Here is a 16,535-nt window from a genome sequence, read left to right on the forward strand (position 1 = left end):
CATCCTTGAGTGTCGTCCGGTTGTGCGCGGCAAGCTGTGGTTGCCAGCAAATTACTCCCGGCCGTAACTGTATATTCGCTGTCCTTTCGGGTAAAATATCGCGCCTTTATGCGCGGTCTTAAATTGAGATCGTCGTTCCTCTGGCCGAGTCTTTCGGCCCGCACTTAGATGAGAGAGTCCTTCATGTTTGAAGTGAACCCGGTATTGAACCAACTCAAGGAGCTGTCTGCACGGACGGAACTCCTGAGGGGGTACCTTTGACTACGACGCCAAGAAAGAGCGTCTGGAAGAAGTAAGCGCCGAGCTGGAGCAGCCGGATGTCTGGAATGAGCCGGAACGGGCCCAGGCCCTTGGCAAAGAGCGTTCCTCTCTGGAGATGGTGGTGGCCACCATCGACACCCTGACCCAGGGGATTGAGGATGTCGAGATGCTGGTGTCGCTAGCGGTGGAAGGTGAAGATGAAGAGACCTTCCATGAAGCAGAAGCCGAAGCAGCCGAGCTGGAAAAGAAACTCGCCGAACTCGAGTTTCGTCGCATGTTCTCCGGTCAGCATGATGCCTCCGATTGCTACATGGATATCCAGGCCGGTTCCGGTGGCACTGAAGCCCAGGACTGGGCCAACATGTTGTTGCGCATGTACCTGCGCTGGGGTGAGGCGCATGGTTTCAAACCTGAGCTGATCGAGTGCTCTGAGGGTGAAGTGGCCGGCATCAAGTCAGCGACCATCAAGTTTACTGGCGAATATGCGTTTGGCTGGTTGCGTACCGAGATTGGTGTTCACCGATTGGTGCGAAAATCCCCGTTTGACTCGGGTGGTCGTCGCCATACCTCGTTCTGCTCCGCCTTCGTCTATCCGGAAATTGACGACGACATCGAGATCGAAATCAATCCGGCCGATCTGCGTATTGACGTTTACCGGGCCTCTGGCGCGGGTGGACAACACGTTAACCGGACCGAGTCTGCCGTGCGGATCACCCACGTGCCGACCAATACGGTGGTGCAGTGTCAGAATGACCGTTCCCAGCACAAGAACAAAGATCAGGCGATGAAGCAGCTGCGTGCCAAGCTCTACGAGCTGGAGATCATGAAGCAGAATGCTGAAAAGCAGGCACTCGAAGAGACCAAGTCGGATATCGGCTGGGGCAGCCAGATCCGTTCCTATGTGCTCGACGATGCACGGATCAAGGATTTGCGTACCGGTATCGAAACCCGCAATACTCAAGCGGTGCTCGATGGCGATCTGGACAAGTTTATTGAAGCCAGCCTGAAGTCCGGGCTGTAAGTCAAAGCAGGAATCATCATGTCAGAACAGAATCAAGCTCCGGAGCAGGACGTTCAGGAATTCAATAACGAGATGGCACAACGCCGTGCCAAGCTGGCCGCGCTGCGTGAGCAGGGCAATGCCTTCCCGAACGATTTCCGTCGTGACCACATCTCCAGCGATATTCATGCCGCCTTCGGTGACAAGAGCAACGAAGAGCTCGAAGCCCTGGGGGCCAAGGTTAAAATTGCCGGCCGTATCATGACGCGCCGCATCATGGGTAAGGCTTCCTTTGCCACGCTGCAGGACATGGGTGGCAAAATTCAGGTCTACGTGACCCGCGATGACCTGGCAGAAGGGTTCTATAACGAGCAGTTCAAGAAGTGGGATCTCGGCGACATCGTTGGCGTCGAGGGCACTGTATTCCGGACCAATGCCGGTGAGTTGTCGGTCCATGTTTCCGATATCCGCCTGCTGACCAAGGCTCTGCGTCCGTTGCCAGAAAAGCACAAGGGTCTGACGGATCAGGAAGCGCGTTGCCGTCAGCGCTACCTGGACCTGATTGCCAACGAAGAGTCACGCAAGACCTTCAAGATCCGCAACCAGGTGGTTAATGGTATCCGCAACTTCCTGAACGCGAAGAACTTCATGGAAGTAGAAACCCCGATGATGCAAGTCATTCCGGGGGGCGCCTCTGCGCGTCCGTTCATCACCCACCACAATGCGCTGGACATCGACATGTATCTGCGCATCGCTCCGGAGCTCTACCTGAAGCGTCTGGTGGTGGGCGGCTTCGAGCGTGTGTACGAAATTAACCGTAACTTCCGGAACGAAGGGATCTCGGTGCGCCATAACCCCGAGTTCACCATGCTCGAGTTCTATATGGCCTATGCCGACTACCGTGATCTGATGGACCTGACCGAGGAGATGCTGCGCACCCTGGCACAGGATATCCACGGCACCACCAAGATCCGCTATGCCAAGGAAGGGGAAGAGGGCTTCGAAATTGACTTCGGTCAGCCGTTTGCCCGTCTGACCATGGTCGAGGCGATCCTCAAGTACGGTAATGATGTGAAGCCGGAAGAGTTGACCACGCTGGAAGGTGCCAAGGCGGTGGCCAAGCGTCACCACGTTGAGCTGATGAAGAGCTGGGAGCTGGGTCATATCATCACCGCCATCTTCGAAGAGACGGCTGAAGCGCAACTGATGCAGCCGACCTTCATCACCGAATACCCGGCTGCCGTGTCGCCGCTGGCTCGCCGTAACGACGAGAACCCGGAAATCACTGACCGCTTCGAGTTCTTTATCGGCGGGCGCGAGCTGGCCAACGGCTTCTCCGAGCTCAACGATGCCGAAGATCAGGCCGAGCGCTTCCAGGCTCAGGTGCAGCAGAAGGAAGCCGGTGATGACGAGGCCATGTTCTATGACGCCGACTTTGTCACTGCGCTGGAACACGGTCTACCGCCGACAGCCGGTCAAGGCATCGGTATCGATCGTCTGGTGATGCTGTTTACCAACAGCCACACCATCCGTGACGTCATCCTGTTCCCGGCCCTGCGTCCGCAGAAATAGTCCGCGAATAAACGTGAAGAGCCCCGACATGATATCGGGGCTCTTTTTTTTGCGGCTACATAAAGCGCTCGTTATCGGGCTGCCTGATACTTGGCGAGTTCATCATTCGCCATCACTATTTTACCGCCCACCATGGTCAGCAAAACCTTGTTCCGGGCCAGCTCCTCTTCTGGTTCGGTCATAAAATTCTTCTCCAGAACGATCAGGTCAGCATATTTTCCTGGCTCGATAGACCCTATTTTGTCCTCCATTCGCAGTTGGTAGGCTGAGTTCATCGTAATGGCTCGGAGGCTCTGAGCCCGGGTCAGTGCGGGTTCGGCATTCAGTTTGCCTTCATATTCCGCAGATAGGAAAGCGGCACTGTTCGGATTGGTGTTATCACCCGAGCGAGTCACTCCTGCCTTGAGCGCCAGGAAGATATCATGTGGATCAATAGGCCAATCGCTTCCATAGGCGACGCGAGCGCCTGCATTAGCCAAGCTTCCCGAAGGTTCCATGCGAGAGAATCTATCTGGCCCCAAATGATTTTCTGTGTCGCCAATAGAGTAAGGTGCTCTTACGCCCCACTGAAATGACATGGTCGCTGTTACATCCAACGGAGCGAAACGGGCATAATCTGCAATGGTCACGCTCTCATCGTGAGCAATCGACGGGCGAAAATCGAGCTTGGGCCGCTGTTCTCGTTCATAGGCTATTGCATTAAGCATTTCGCGCACTGAACGTTCACCGGTTGCATGGATATGCAGATCCATGTTCAGGTCTGCCGCCGCCAATGTGAGTGGTTTTAGGATTTCTGCTGGGTAGTAGAGTGAACCATGATTAGTTCCTGGCTCCCAGTGCGCCAATGAATCAGTCCCTGTATTGGTGTAATAGGGCGTAAGCATGGCACCCGTATCTGCGGGAGCATTGATGACACCATCAAGGAAGATCTTGATCATTCTTGAGTTGATGCCGGGCGTTGGGCTGGGTTCTCCTTCATCTAAACGCTTGGCCACTTGTGCCGCTGCCGCCATGGCTTTGGCGGGATCCGCTGTGACTTCTTCCGTGGAGGTACCAATGGCCAGGAAGGTCCGAGCCGTCAATTTCCCCTGTTCCCGCAGCGTTTTGAATGCTTTGCCTTGGGCTTCTCCTGCTGCGGCATCCATAAAGGTGGTCACCCCCTGATTCCGCAGGGTTTCCAGCGCCGAGCTGGCTTGTTGCACCTGATCGGCATCACTATCCGCTGGGATAAAACTTTTTATCTGGAAACCGGCATTATCTTCGGCGATGCCTGTTAGCTCGCCGTTTTCATCGTGAGCAAAGGCACCGCCAGCCGGATCGGCTGTCTCAGCGGTAATTCCGGCGATAGCCAAGGCTCTGGAGTTAGCGAGAACCGAGTGGAAATCACTCGCCGTAATCACGATCGGACGCTGGGTTTCCAATGCATCCAGGAGCGCCTTGGTTGGATCACCATCTTTCGCCGCGGTGGAGTAACGATCCCAATTAACCACCTCCAGCCAACCATCCGGCTCTTTGCTGGCGCTGGCGTCCAGACAGGACTGGATCGTATCCCTCAGCTCTGCCTGTGACAGCGGTGCGTAAGCTAAGTTGCATTGGAGTTGTGCCCGGCCACCGGCTAAGGCATGCAGGTGGGCATCAATGAAGCCGGGCATCAACATCTTGCCAGCCAAGTCGATCACCTCGGTGTGTTTATCGATCAGATCATCCACCGAATCATTGGTGCCAACGGACACTATTTTCCCGTCTCGAACGGCTACGGACTGCGCGACGGTGTCCTTCGTATCGACTGTATAGACATAACCATTTTTAAAAACGATATCCGCAGTGTTGTTACTATCACTGTTACACGCGATGAGAAACAGGCTTGTTCCCAGCGTCACGGCACTCGCAAGCAGTGCTCGTATCTGGAGGTGAACGGAGTTTATATGGGGCATCATTTTCGTCCTTGATTGATGGTTATAAACACTTAATTCGTTTGAGCATCCAGCTGTTGGGTGGTTGAGGTCGCAAGCGAACGGCTGACCAGCCATTCACCCACTCCCAGCGTCAGTAGCAGGCCGATGAGTAACGGGGCACTGGTCTGCCACTCGATCTGGCCTTCTGGCAGTTGCGGGAACAGGAACAGCAGCAGGGCGCCCAACACAAACAGCAGGCCGCTGGTGGTCATCATGGCCATCACGATCCGGTTACCGGGAGCTTTGAAAGCGCGTGGCGTAAGAGGATCCTGACGACGCAGGCGTAGAAACGAGGCAAACAACAACAGATAGGGCATCAGGAAAATGGTGCTGGAGAAGGCAAATACACTCCAGAACAGTTCATCATTGCTCTGCGCCAGCAGGGCATAGGCCAGGATCACCAGCGTCGCGACAATACCGGTCACCGTGTTGGCACCCACCGGGGAGCCGTATTTCGGATGGCGACGGGCAACATAGGCAGGCAGTTCACCGGCCTCGGCGGCTTCGGCCGCGGCACGACTGGAACCCATGGTCCAGTTCACCATGTTGCTGATGAGTGTGAGCAGTACCAGGATCCCCAGTCCGCTCACCAGGGCATCGGCCCAGGGGGAATCAGCAAACAGGATGCGTGAAGCATCGGTAATGCCGGCAATCAGCCCCACCTTTTCTACGGGCAAGGCGGCCAGGATCCCCAGGGTGCCGAACAGGTAGAGGGCGGCGATGATGATGCTGGCTCCGATCATGGCCCGTGGCATGGTGTGCACCGGATCCTTGAGGGTTTTACCCAGACAGGCGATGAGCTCCAGCCCCAGCAGGTTGTAGATGATGGCGGGCAGGAAGCTGACGCCGCCTTCCAGGGAGGGCAGCATGCTGCGCAGGGTCAGATCATTGGCCATGCCATGCTGCATGGCATAGTAAAAACCGGTGCCGCCCAAGGTGGTGATGACGATGATTTTGAGCAGGGCTCCCAGCTGACTGACCCAGACTCCGACATGCACCGAGACATTACAGAATCCGACCGTCAGCCAGATAAGGGCGATGCAGATGGCGACGCGCCAGCCCAGGCTCAGATCGGGCAGAAAGAGCTCTGCTACCATACCCGCGAACAGGATATAGACTGCGGGCATCCACAGGCCGACGTTGATCCAGTACAGCCAGGTGGTGCGAGCGGCCATCTTGAGGCCAAAGGCGCGTTTGACCCAGGAATAGATGCCACCATCCGAGGGATAGCTGGTGCCCAGCTCGGCTGCAATCAGGGCGTAGGGGATGACGAAAAACAACAGTGTGACGATCCACCAACCGATCACTCCTGTCCCCAAGGCGGCGGCGGCGGTGAGGGTATCGATGATGAGTACAGAACAAAGAATAAACAATATTTGACTGACCAGACCCATTTGTCTGGTGGTATTGGATGTAGGCATATAAGTCCCTTTTGCCGAAAGAGGTTCGGTTCCTTAAAGGAAACTAATACCGAGTTTGGTGATATGATTGAAATGCAATATTTACATCATTTGATGAAATTAAATCATAGAGATGTCTATGGACCTGAATTTATTGAAATTACTCCCGGTCCTTGCCGATGAGAAAAGTGTCACCAAGGCGGCCGAACGTTTATTTATGAGTCAGTCGGCCTTCAGTCATGCCCTGAACCGGGTGCGTGAACAGTTGGATGATCCGTTGTTTATCCGCACCAGTCAGGGGATGGAGCCGACACCAAGGGCGCGACAGTTGATTCCGGTCATCCGCGAGTCGTTGGGGCGTCTGGAGCGGGGCATGAGTGGCAGTCGGCTGTTTGATCCGGCGACGTCGGCTCGAACCTTCTACCTGGGGGCAGTCGACTATTTCGAGTTTCTCGGGCTGCCGCGTCTGGTATCCAGGTTCAAACGCGAAGCGCCGAATATTCGCCTGAGTGTGGATATCCTGGCGGAGAAGATCCAGCATGAGGGCGTTGAGTCGGGTCAGCTGGATGTTTTCGTTGGCATCGATTCTCTGCAGTACGTACCGCACTATTTTAACAAGCGGGTCTGGTTGCAGGATCGCTTTGTGGCGATCACGGCGCGGCACCGAAAGGATCTTCCGGCGCAACTGACGCTGAAACAATTTCTGGCGGAGCCGCAGATTCACCTGCCGGCGGTCAGCTCGGGAGCGGATCTTATCGAGCGCTGGCTTTCGGCTATGCATCTGTCGCGAACGTTGGCGACGGTCGTGCAGAGTTACGCGGTAGGTGGCCGCGTGGTGGCCGCATCTGGCTATCTGATGTGTGTGCCTTATCTGATTGCGCAGGAGCTGGTGGAAATGCTGCCATTACGCATTCTGGAGCTACCAGACGGTGCTCCGGATATGACCTTGTCGATACTCAGCCATTCGTTGTATGACCATCAATCAGACATACGCTGGCTGATCGAGCAGATCAGCCAGTCGGTAGCATGAAGTGCCATGCTCATGACGAAGAGCCCTGCCGTTGGCTGCCAGCACGCAACCGGAAGCAGGAGATCATCTCTCGCAACAACATCGCCTGTTGTGTCATCTGTTCGGCCGTTTCGGCCAACAACTCGGAGCTGGTGGCACTTTGCTGGGTGATCTGACTGAGCTGGTTCATCGCAATATTGATCTGGCTGACGCCCGTGCTTTGTTCTTTCGACGCTGAGGTAATCTCCTGTACCAGATCCGAGGTGTGTCGGATGTCGGGCACCATCTTTTCGAACAGCTGACCGGCATCCTCGGCCAGCGTCACGCTGCCGGCGGCGACTCGCCCTATCTCCTGAGCGGCCACCTGACTGCGCTCTGCCAGTTTGCGAACCTCTGCCGAGACAACCGCAAAGCCCTTGCCATGCTCACCGGCGCGAGCCGCTTCAATCGCGGCATTGAGAGCTAACAGATTGGTCTGATAGGCGATGTCATCAATGATGCCGACTTTATTGGCGATCTGTTTCATGGCCAAGACGGTCTGGCGTACTTTATCGCCGCCTTTTTGTGCATCATCTGCCGCTCGGATGGCAATTTCGTTGGTGATCTGTGCACTCTCGCTGTTTTGTGCGATAGAGGCCGCCATCTGCTCCATGGACGCTGAGGTTTCCTCGACGCTGGCTGCCTGAGCGCTGGCGCCGCGACTCATATTGAGGGCTGTTTGCGTCAGATGTTCCGATGAGCTAGAGAGCGCCTGGCTGGCTTCAGAGAATCGACCAAAAATGGCCAGCAGACGAGACTGAATCATACGCGCCGCCAACATCAATTGACCCATTTCGTTTTGCGGCATATCGGGCAACTTGGCCGTCAAGTCGCCATTGGCAATGTTGATTAATTCTTGTCGGCACAGGTGCATGGGGCGGAGAATGCGGCCATAGACCATCAGAATCAACAGCGCTGTGGTGACGACATTCAGCATATGCAACCAGGTAGCGGCATTCTCGACTGCCGGGACTTGCCAGTCAAAGCGGGCGGCAATGTCCTCAAGCAGCAACATCAGCGCTGAAATCAGAGCCAGACCGCCCCAGAGCAAGCTGCGTGTGATGAGTGATATATCCGCCCAGCGTTTGGGTTTGGGCAAGGGTTGATCTGGCCGCTGACGCAGCCGTGAATAGAGTGACTCTGCGGCTGCGATTTGTTCACGGGATGGCTTGCTGCGTACCGATTGGTAGCCGATGGTCTGACCATCCTGGACGATTGGCATCACATAGGCGTCGACCCAGTAATGGCTACCGTTTTTACAACGATTCTTGACGATTCCCCGCCATGTCTGACCTGCACGGATGGTCTGCCAGAGATCGGCAAATGCCGCCGCCGGCATATCTGGGTGTCGAACCAGATTGTGGTGGCTACCCAATAACTCCTGCTCGCTGAAACCACTGACGCGGACAAAATCCTGGTTGACGAACGTGATGTCACCTTGGAGATCGGTCATCGAGACAAGGCGGACGTCGTGGTCGAACTCAATCTCTTTTTGTGTGACAGGTTGGTTGTTACGCATCTTTTGCTCCTGCTGCATCAGGCTTCACTCGGCTCACTTTGCAAAGCATAGAAAAAGAATGCCGTTTTGTATTTCTGAAACCGCATTCCGGCTCATTAATCGGGATTCGGTTACGATTGTCTGCCGACAGCACTTCCACCTCGAATCTCCATCTCCTCACCCAGGCTGGGGACGAGTAGTCTGTGCCCAGATACGATAGCTGGAGTGACCAGATGCAAGACATCAGCAATGAAGCGCCACTGTACGACGGGCAGACATTTCATCAGCACTCGCATCCTGTATATCGTCGTCCCCTGGCAGAAGATGCCCACATGAAGCTTTCTAAGCATATGGCCCTGGTCTGTTATCAACCGGCACACCCCAACGCCGAATATACTGGTGCTCAAGGCGGCACGGGCCGCAACGAGTGTCGTTGGCTGGCCTGTGAACAGGGAACTCAGCGCGAAGGCATCAGCAAGGGACGACTCGATGCCTTGCTGGATAGTAAATTGGATCCCCATGCCAGTATTGGCTGGCACACGCATGCGGATACCGAGGAGTACTACTACCTGCTACAGGGGCAGCTATGGGTCGAGTGGCAGGGAGATGCCATTCCGCGGCAAGGCCTCTGGATGCAGGAGGGCGATTGCCACCGCCTGGGACCAGGTTTGCAACACTGGGCCCAGGCTGGGGAATCGGGTGCGCGGTTTATTGCGCTGAGTCTGAAATGCAGCCCGGAGGTTGAATGAGAGCGGTTGTGGTCGGCGCGAATTGGGGGTTGGTTCATGTGTATGCATTGCGTGCGGCCGGTGTCGAGGTGATTGGCCTGGCCGGGCGCAATCAGGATGAATTGTCCGGTTTGGCCTTGCAGCATGAGATACCGCATGTGCTTGATAGCTATCCCGCTATTCGTGAGCTGGCCCCCGATCTTGTGACGTTGGCCACGCCGGCCGCAGCCCACCTTGAGGGGTTACAGGCACTACGCGATATGGCAGTTATCTGTGAAAAGCCGCTCTTTGGTGCACAAGGGGGGGAGGAGGCCTTGCAGGCGCTGGGCAATACGCTGTGGGTCAATTACGCGTTTGCCTTTCTGCAGCCGGCACAGCAGCTGCTATCGCTAAGGGGCCGGCTGGGCCGCGTGCATGCGGTGGAAATGACATGTGAATATGAGTTGCCGCGCACCTTTTCGGTACAGCAGGGGTGGTTTGAGGTTGGTAGTCACCCCTTGTCGTTTCTGACACTGCTCTGTGGTGAGCCGCGTTGGGATGCGCACTGTCGGCGTGATGGCGATGTGCTCCATTGCTCGCTGGGGGGAATACCAGCTCAGCTACAGTGTAAGGAACGGTCGGGACAACAGGGTATCGCACAGCAATTGCGGCTGCATACCGATGCCGGTTTGGTCGAGCTATCAGGGGCTTTTCGCAACGGCCAGCCTTGGCACTATGCTCCGTTGCGGTTGGCAGGCAGCGAGCTATGCCCCGCCACGAGGCTGGGTGAAGACGCCTGGATACAGGCCAATCAGCGTTGTATTGCCACCATGGTCCGTCACCTGGCTGGCGAGCTCTCTTATCTGCAGGCAGTTCAAGCCGGTCTTTTCCCTGCCAGTCGCGCCTGGCCAATTGACCGACTATTGATTGAGGCATGGCGATAATTAATCGTCAGTCGATTAACCGTTGCTGCAGGAGCCAGTCCAGCACTAATTGTGCCGCCAGCGAGCAACGCGGTCGATCGGCCGCATCAATCCACGCCAGTTCGGCAATCTCGTTTGCCGGGCGCAACTCGCCACAGAACAGGGCCTGGTAGCAGGTTAGCTGAACCAGGGTCCCTTCCGGCTTACCATCCGCTTGCGCGCTCAAGCGGGTCAATAGGTGGGCGCTGGATGGCTGTAATTGTACACTCAGCTCTTCATGGATCTCGCGGGTCAGTGCCTGGATATCACTCTCGCCGGGCTCGCGCTTGCCGCCGGGCAGGTAGAACAGTGTTTTACCATGAGAACGTGTGACCAGCAGCTTGCGTTCGTGAATGGCGATCCAGGCCAGTTTGTCGATCAGCATGTGTAGCTATCCCATCTAGATTGCACGTGGCGGATACCTTGGCAGAAGTGCTGGCGGATGTCACCCAATGAAAAAACCCCGCATTGGCGGGGCTTCGGTGATTGCACATCAGAGGGTCTGACTATCAGGCCGCGATTAAGCTTGCAATTGAGGCGTAATACGGCGTTGACGGCTTCTCATTACGCGCATACCAAGAAGCCCCATACCCAGCAGTGTCAATGCATAGGTCTCTGGCTCCGGTACTGGCGCGATCGCAGAGTCGACACCTGACAGATGTACACTCCAGGCATTGCCCATTCCAGCGTGGTTAGCTGGTTGAGTCCAGTTGGCCAGGGCAATCGGTGTCTGGTTGTCGAAGCTGAAGCCGTCGCTCAGGTTGTTGCTGACCGAGAAATTGTTATAGGTCGCAATCGTGAACAGATAGTCGCCGCTCTCCAAACTGGAAAAGGTCAGGCCTGAATCATAAATGGTTTGACCCGCAGCGATACCGGCATTGTCGTCATTCTCACCCACTTTGCTCCAGGATCCGGCGATGTTTTTCCATACCGCAGTGATCGGATCAAAGTTCAGCCCGTTCAGGAACGAATCGGTCCAGACCTTGACGTCTGATGAGGTGTTGATGAGTGAGAACGGAATTCGAATCACATCATTGTGATTCGAGATAGTACCGGTAAAGTCAAAGGTGGCAGCCTGAGCCGCTGAACCCATAGTCAAACCAAGTGCTATCAACAGGGTACTAATCTTTTTCATTGCATCTCCTTTGGATTGATCAATGCCAGCTCATTCCTCGAATTGGCAGCCGCAGTGTAAATAGCAGGCAAAAGAGTTCAATATGAGTCTTTATTCCATTTTTTTTACAAATCAGAAACATCTGTGGTCAGAAAACACTCTGTACGGAATATTTCCGTACGAATCCATGCCAAGGTCCGCAGATTGCTTGTAGAAAGCGTTTTCTAACCGAGGAGAATAATTTGCATGTGATGTGATCGGGATCTCATGCCAATTTGAAGCGGCTATGGCGACTAAATCCAAAAACGAGAGAGGGGCCTGGCGGCCCCTGGGTTAATACTCGTTCGAGAATTCGAAATAGCGGGTATGGTCCGGATTAGGGAAAATCATGAATGCTGATCGGGGTACTGACACCACGTTGGTAGACGTTGACCTTGCCACATTTGGCGAAATGATTGCCACTGGTGTATGGCGAATCTGATTGGCTGACATCAGCCTCCCATCCGGCACCGTTCTTGATGTAGGTCTTGAACTCAAACCAGACACCGTTCACGGCTTTGGAGCAGTCCATCTGTACGTCCAGCATCCAGTAGTGCTGGCCATAGGTGTTCAGCGTTTCGACACCATAGCCATCAGTGGTGACCGTCTTCTCGGTTCCCCAGCTGGATGGCCAGGTATTCGTGGTCCAATCCATGGCCGTACCCACGGCCGTACTGCTCTGGGAGGACTCGGTACCATACCAGTCCAGATAGTTATCGTTTGCCTTCCATGGGGCCGTGGTGGCGTTGCGCAAGTTATTATGCGTGATGGGGATGGCGCAGTTGTAGTTGCTGGTGGTACAGGTCAGCCCCAGGCTATTGGCCGCATAGGTATGATCAATTCCGCCGCGCACAAACATATCTTCACCGGAAGCCGTTTGCCCATAGACCAGCAGAACGGTGCGTTGATAGTCGCTGCTGGTCGCTTCGTCATCGTCCACCTTTTGCCACACGGCCCAGTCGGTACCAGACTGGTATAACTCCCAGTTGTCACCGCTCGGTGTCCAACTGGTACTACCCATTTTCATGGCGATCTTGTCGTCGATGTAGGCGGCGTATAATCCCTGGGTTGCGGTATCAATGGTGACGCTTGAGTTGGAGTTTATGCCTTGTGACTTGCGCAGTGTCATCAGGCTCTTGATCTGGCTTCCCAATCCCCAATTAAAGTAGTGGGCGTAGTAGACAGATGGCACGCCTGGATGGGTCAGGATATACGCATAAGCCTGCATCACCTTGGCACAGGGGACTGGCCAGTAGTTCTGACCGCTGCTGCAGCTCTCGCTGGGGCCGGTGTCATGGTTATCGACAAAGGTTACGGAGTGCGATGGCCACCAGCCAATTGCCCCCTGTGGCTTGCCGCTGGAGTCTTTCAGGACCGCGTAATTGTAGGTTTCCAGCGCCCGGTTCAAGAGCCCCTTGGTTGTAAAGTCAAAAACGGCACTGGTCCCCCCGGTGGCCGTGATCCAGTTCATCAACAATTGACGATGGGCATCCGGATAACTGCCGCTGGAACAGCTCTCGCCTGTGTAGCACAGCGTGCTCCAATATTCGCCAACGCTGAAATAGGGCGACGTCGCATTATTGTAGATCCCGACATAGCTGCCACTGTAACCCTTGACGTAATCATATCGCCAGCCATCGAAACCGACGCCTTTGAGGGTGGTGTTCATCCAGTCCTCAATACTGGTCTGTACAAAACTCTGGCTATGATCGATATCCCGGGCCGCTGAATAGCCATCGCCGGAGTCGGTGTTGCCACGAGTCCCACTGCAGTTGGAGCCTGAGGCTGTCCAGGCTTCATCATCTGAGGTAATAGCCTGCATGCTCCAGCTGGGGTTGGCAAAACTACACCAGCTGCCGGAACCGTTGCGGTGGTTGATCACTATGTCTGCCAGGACCTTGACACCCTTGTCGTGCAATGTGCTGATCAGGCTGGTGAGTTCAGTCTCGGTACCATAGTTGGAGTTGAGATCATTGAGTTGCTCTGGCAGGTAACCTTCATCCGAGCCTGCTTGTGAAGGTGGGGGCAGCCAGATCATGTCAAAACCTGCGTCGGCAATTTCGTCGGCATTGGCTTCAACCTGGGTATACCAGTTACCGGAAGAGGCCGAGGTCCAGTGAAACCCCTGCAGTAGTATGTCGGTGTTGTTTTCCGGGATATCGGCGTGGGCATGCAACGCTGTAGCCAGTAGCACACTCAGGGCAAGACTTCGTAATTTCATAGTGAGACATTCCTTCTGTCACTCGATAACGTGTGGTTTGTATCGTTATGATTGTCTGCATCGTGTTGTAGCCGGATAAGGCCGCATGGCGATGCTTTCTCCTGACAATCGCGGTGCGTAACCCGCGCGCTCATTGCACATTTTATGACCGGTCACGACAACGCTAGAAAAGAATAAATGTGAAGGAGCTCAGTAGTGGATGCTGGCGCTGTGAAGGCGGATACTCTTTGTTTTCATTGGTTTACAAATCACTACACACCTTAACGTTGAGATTACCTTACTTTTCGGATTCGTTTGAGTTGCCTTGTTGGGGGCAATTTGAGGCTACTCCAATGGATAGTTCCTCTGAGAAAAAGTGCGTATGGCCGCGCTTGAAATGCGCAAGAGAGGGGTGTGTGACGCCGAAATGACGAAGAAGAACAGTGGTGCTATGCCTCCTGCTGGAGGCTGTGTCCTGGCATCGAAATAAGATTGCGGTGTGGGCGGATGGCTGAAACCACAATGCGTTCGATATATGGCAAGGTGCGGCAAGTAGCGAGCGTGATGTCGCCATGGGTGATTGGCGCGGCGTCGGTAGCAAACAAACTGGCTACGCAACGAGAAAATGGTGGCCCCTCCCAGGTTTGAACTGGGGACCAAGCGATTATGAGTCGCCTGCTCTGACCGCTGAGCTAAGGGGCCGAATGTGGAGAGGATTATAGAGATCCTCTCCTTACACGTCCAGATATCAATAGGTTAGGTGCTTATAAATGCACCAACCTGATGATGGCATTACTCGTCCAGGAAGCTGCGCAGCACTTCGGAACGGCTTGGGTGACGCAGCTTACGCAGTGCCTTGGCTTCGATTTGACGAATACGCTCGCGGGTGACGTCAAACTGCTTGCCGACCTCTTCCAGCGTGTGATCCGTGTTCATATCGATGCCAAAGCGCATACGCAGTACCTTGGCTTCCCGAGCGGTCAGACCGGCAAGGACATCACGCGTTGCGGCTTTCAGGCTCTCAGCGGTAGCCGCATCGGCCGGTAATGCCAGCGTGGTGTCTTCGATGAAATCACCAAGATGTGAGTCTTCATCATCACCGATGGGGGTTTCCATCGAGATGGGCTCCTTGGCAATCTTCAATACCTTGCGGATCTTGTCTTCCGGCATGCCCATGCGCATTGCCAGTTCTTCTGGGCTCGGCTCCCGTCCCATCTCTTGCAGCATCTGCCGTGAGATACGGTTCAGCTTGTTGATGGTTTCGATCATGTGGACCGGGATCCGGATGGTCCGAGCCTGATCGGCGATAGAGCGGGTGATCGCTTGGCGAATCCACCAGGTAGCATAGGTCGAGAACTTGTAACCGCGACGGTATTCAAACTTGTCGACGGCCTTCATCAGACCAATGTTGCCTTCCTGAATCAGATCCAGGAACTGCAAACCGCGGTTGGTGTATTTCTTGGCAATCGAGATCACCAGACGCAAGTTGGCTTCCACCATCTCTTTCTTGGCTCGACGGGCTTTCGCCTCACCGATGCTCATGCGCCGGTTGATATCCTTGATTTGGGCGATGGACAGTCCGGTCTCATCTTCTACCTGTTGCAGTTTGGTGACGGCACGCTCGACGTCTTCGGCTACATCTTCCAGCGCGACCGACCAGCTCTTGCCGGCGGCACGGGCTGCGAGGAACCAGGAGAGATCCGATTCTTTGTTGGTGAACAGCGCGACGAAGTTTTTCTTCGGCATTTTGGCGCGTTCAACGCAGCCCTTCATGATGATGCGTTCCTGTACGCGGACGCGCTCCATCATGTCACGCATGTTGTTGACTAGGCGATCAAACTGCTTTGGCACCAGACGGAATTGACGGAACACATCGGCCAGCTTTTGAATTTCGAGCTGAGTGCGTTCATCTTCACGTCCGTAGGCTTTAATCGAGTCACGAGTGACGTCGGATTGAGCTCGCAGCTCGCCAAATTTTTCACGAGCCAGCTCAGGATCCGGACCACCATCGTCGTCACTGTCGTCGCTATCGCCGTCTTCGTCTTCGTCTTCGTCTTCGTCGTCTTCGTCCGCCAGCTCCTCTTCATCCAGCTCGGAGCCGATGTGGGTGGCGGTCGGAGGCATATCGTCTGCTTCATCAAGACTGACAAATCCGGAGATGATGTCTCCCAGACGAATCTGTCCGGCCTCGTGCTTGTCATATTGATCCAGCAGATAGGTGATGGCTTCCGGATATTCGGCGACGGAGCTTTGAACCTGGTTGATGCCATCTTCGATCCGCTTGGCGATGTCGATTTCGCCCTCACGGGTCAGCAATTCAACTGTACCCATTTCACGCATATACATGCGAACCGGGTCGGTTGTCCGGCCAATTTCGGACTCTACTGATGCCAGTACCTGTGCGGCGGCTTCGGCGGCATCTTCATCTGCTGCAGGTTCAGTCAGAATCAAGTCATCGGCATCGGGGGCGCTTTCCACCACCTGGATACCCATGTCGTTGATCATCTGAATGATGTCTTCGATCTGATCCGAATCAACAATGTCTTGCGGCAGATGATCGTTCACCTCGGCGTAGGTCAGGTAACCCTGTTCCTTGCCTTTGGTAACGAGGAGTTTAAGCTGCGACTGCGGGGTATGCTCCATAGAACTCATCCGGTTGGTGTTGCTAGTGTGCGCGAGAATGCGCGTGAGTGCGCAAACCGCCGATTTTAGCAAAAATCGACCAGTTTTGCACACAGACCATGATGAATGCGTAAAAAGACCATAGCCCGGCGACATA

At 54.9% G+C, this 16,535-nt stretch carries 12 protein-coding genes and 1 tRNA gene; 5 read left to right on the forward strand and 8 right to left on the reverse strand.

Going from position 1 to position 16,535, the window contains the following annotated elements:
- Window positions 1–183: 183 nt before the first annotated feature.
- Together prfB and lysS are read left to right on the forward strand one after the other, a co-directional pair.
- Window positions 184–1,282, forward strand: a protein-coding gene (gene prfB / locus ACFOSS_RS14790) for a peptide chain release factor 2 (RefSeq protein WP_377153988.1) whose coding sequence is annotated in 2 segments (ribosomal slippage) — window positions 184–258 and window positions 260–1,282 — 1,098 coding nt in all. Because the reading frame shifts where the segments join, the coding sequence is not laid out codon by codon here.
- A gap of 18 nt (window positions 1,283–1,300) precedes the next feature.
- The gene (gene lysS, locus ACFOSS_RS14795) at window positions 1,301–2,833 is read left to right on the forward strand and encodes a lysine--tRNA ligase (RefSeq protein WP_377153990.1); all 1,533 of its coding nucleotides are present in this window, start codon (window positions 1,301–1,303) and stop codon (window positions 2,831–2,833) included.
- Window positions 2,834–2,904: 71 nt separating this feature from the next.
- On the opposite strand, the gene ACFOSS_RS14800 is transcribed toward lysS, so the two are convergent.
- Both ACFOSS_RS14800 and ACFOSS_RS14805 read right to left on the reverse strand, forming a co-directional pair.
- A complete protein-coding gene (locus ACFOSS_RS14800; protein WP_377153992.1) occupies window positions 2,905–4,767 on the reverse strand; it encodes an amidohydrolase in 1,863 nt (620 codons plus the stop codon).
- Window positions 4,768–4,799: 32 nt separating this feature from the next.
- On the reverse strand, window positions 4,800–6,209 hold the full coding sequence (locus ACFOSS_RS14805; RefSeq protein WP_377153994.1) for an APC family permease: 1,410 nt from the start codon (window positions 6,207–6,209) through the stop codon (window positions 4,800–4,802).
- A 118-nt stretch (window positions 6,210–6,327) separates the two neighbouring features.
- Here ACFOSS_RS14805 and ACFOSS_RS14810 point away from each other — a divergent pair, with 118 nt between their 5' ends.
- Window positions 6,328–7,218 carry a LysR family transcriptional regulator gene (locus tag ACFOSS_RS14810; protein WP_377153996.1) on the forward strand — a complete coding sequence of 297 codons (891 nt, stop codon included), beginning with the start codon at window positions 6,328–6,330 and terminating at the stop codon, window positions 7,216–7,218.
- 10 nt (window positions 7,219–7,228) lie between these two features.
- On the opposite strand, the gene ACFOSS_RS14815 is transcribed toward ACFOSS_RS14810, so the two are convergent.
- Window positions 7,229–8,755 carry a methyl-accepting chemotaxis protein gene (locus ACFOSS_RS14815; protein ID WP_377153999.1) on the reverse strand — a complete coding sequence of 509 codons (1,527 nt, stop codon included), beginning with the start codon at window positions 8,753–8,755 and terminating at the stop codon, window positions 7,229–7,231.
- Between the two features lie 212 nt (window positions 8,756–8,967).
- Between ACFOSS_RS14815 and ACFOSS_RS14820 the strand changes: the two genes are divergently transcribed.
- Window positions 8,968–9,483 (forward strand): cupin domain-containing protein, encoded by a 516-nt coding sequence (locus tag ACFOSS_RS14820; protein ID WP_377154001.1) that lies wholly within the window; start codon window positions 8,968–8,970, stop codon window positions 9,481–9,483.
- Window positions 9,480–10,385, forward strand: coding sequence for a Gfo/Idh/MocA family protein (locus ACFOSS_RS14825; RefSeq protein WP_377154003.1), 906 nt, complete (start codon window positions 9,480–9,482; stop codon window positions 10,383–10,385). The genes ACFOSS_RS14820 and ACFOSS_RS14825 overlap by 4 nt, the downstream gene beginning before the upstream one ends.
- 7 nt (window positions 10,386–10,392) lie before the next feature.
- Here ACFOSS_RS14825 and ACFOSS_RS14830 read toward each other — a convergent pair whose 3' ends face one another.
- The 5 genes from ACFOSS_RS14830 to rpoD all read right to left on the reverse strand — a co-directional run bounded on the left by ACFOSS_RS14830 (window position 10,393) and on the right by rpoD (window position 16,534).
- On the reverse strand, window positions 10,393–10,788 hold the full coding sequence (locus tag ACFOSS_RS14830) for an NUDIX hydrolase (protein ID WP_449301182.1): 396 nt from the start codon (window positions 10,786–10,788) through the stop codon (window positions 10,393–10,395).
- Window positions 10,789–10,923: 135 nt separating this feature from the next.
- Complete coding sequence (locus ACFOSS_RS14835; protein WP_377154006.1) at window positions 10,924–11,538, reverse strand: DVUA0089 family protein; 615 nt, start codon at window positions 11,536–11,538, stop codon at window positions 10,924–10,926.
- A gap of 355 nt (window positions 11,539–11,893) precedes the next feature.
- Window positions 11,894–13,777 carry an alpha-amylase C-terminal beta-sheet domain-containing protein gene (locus ACFOSS_RS14840; RefSeq protein ID WP_377154008.1) on the reverse strand — a complete coding sequence of 628 codons (1,884 nt, stop codon included), beginning with the start codon at window positions 13,775–13,777 and terminating at the stop codon, window positions 11,894–11,896.
- 605 nt (window positions 13,778–14,382) lie between these two features.
- Window positions 14,383–14,458, reverse strand: a tRNA-Ile gene (locus ACFOSS_RS14845).
- A 90-nt stretch (window positions 14,459–14,548) separates the two neighbouring features.
- The gene (rpoD, locus tag ACFOSS_RS14850) at window positions 14,549–16,534 is read right to left on the reverse strand and encodes an RNA polymerase sigma factor RpoD (protein ID WP_377154010.1); all 1,986 of its coding nucleotides are present in this window, start codon (window positions 16,532–16,534) and stop codon (window positions 14,549–14,551) included.
- Window position 16,535 lies beyond the last annotated feature (1 nt).

It is taken from the genome of Pseudaeromonas sharmana (assembly GCF_042649925.1).
Lineage (GTDB): Bacteria > Pseudomonadota > Gammaproteobacteria > Enterobacterales > Aeromonadaceae > Pseudaeromonas > Pseudaeromonas sharmana.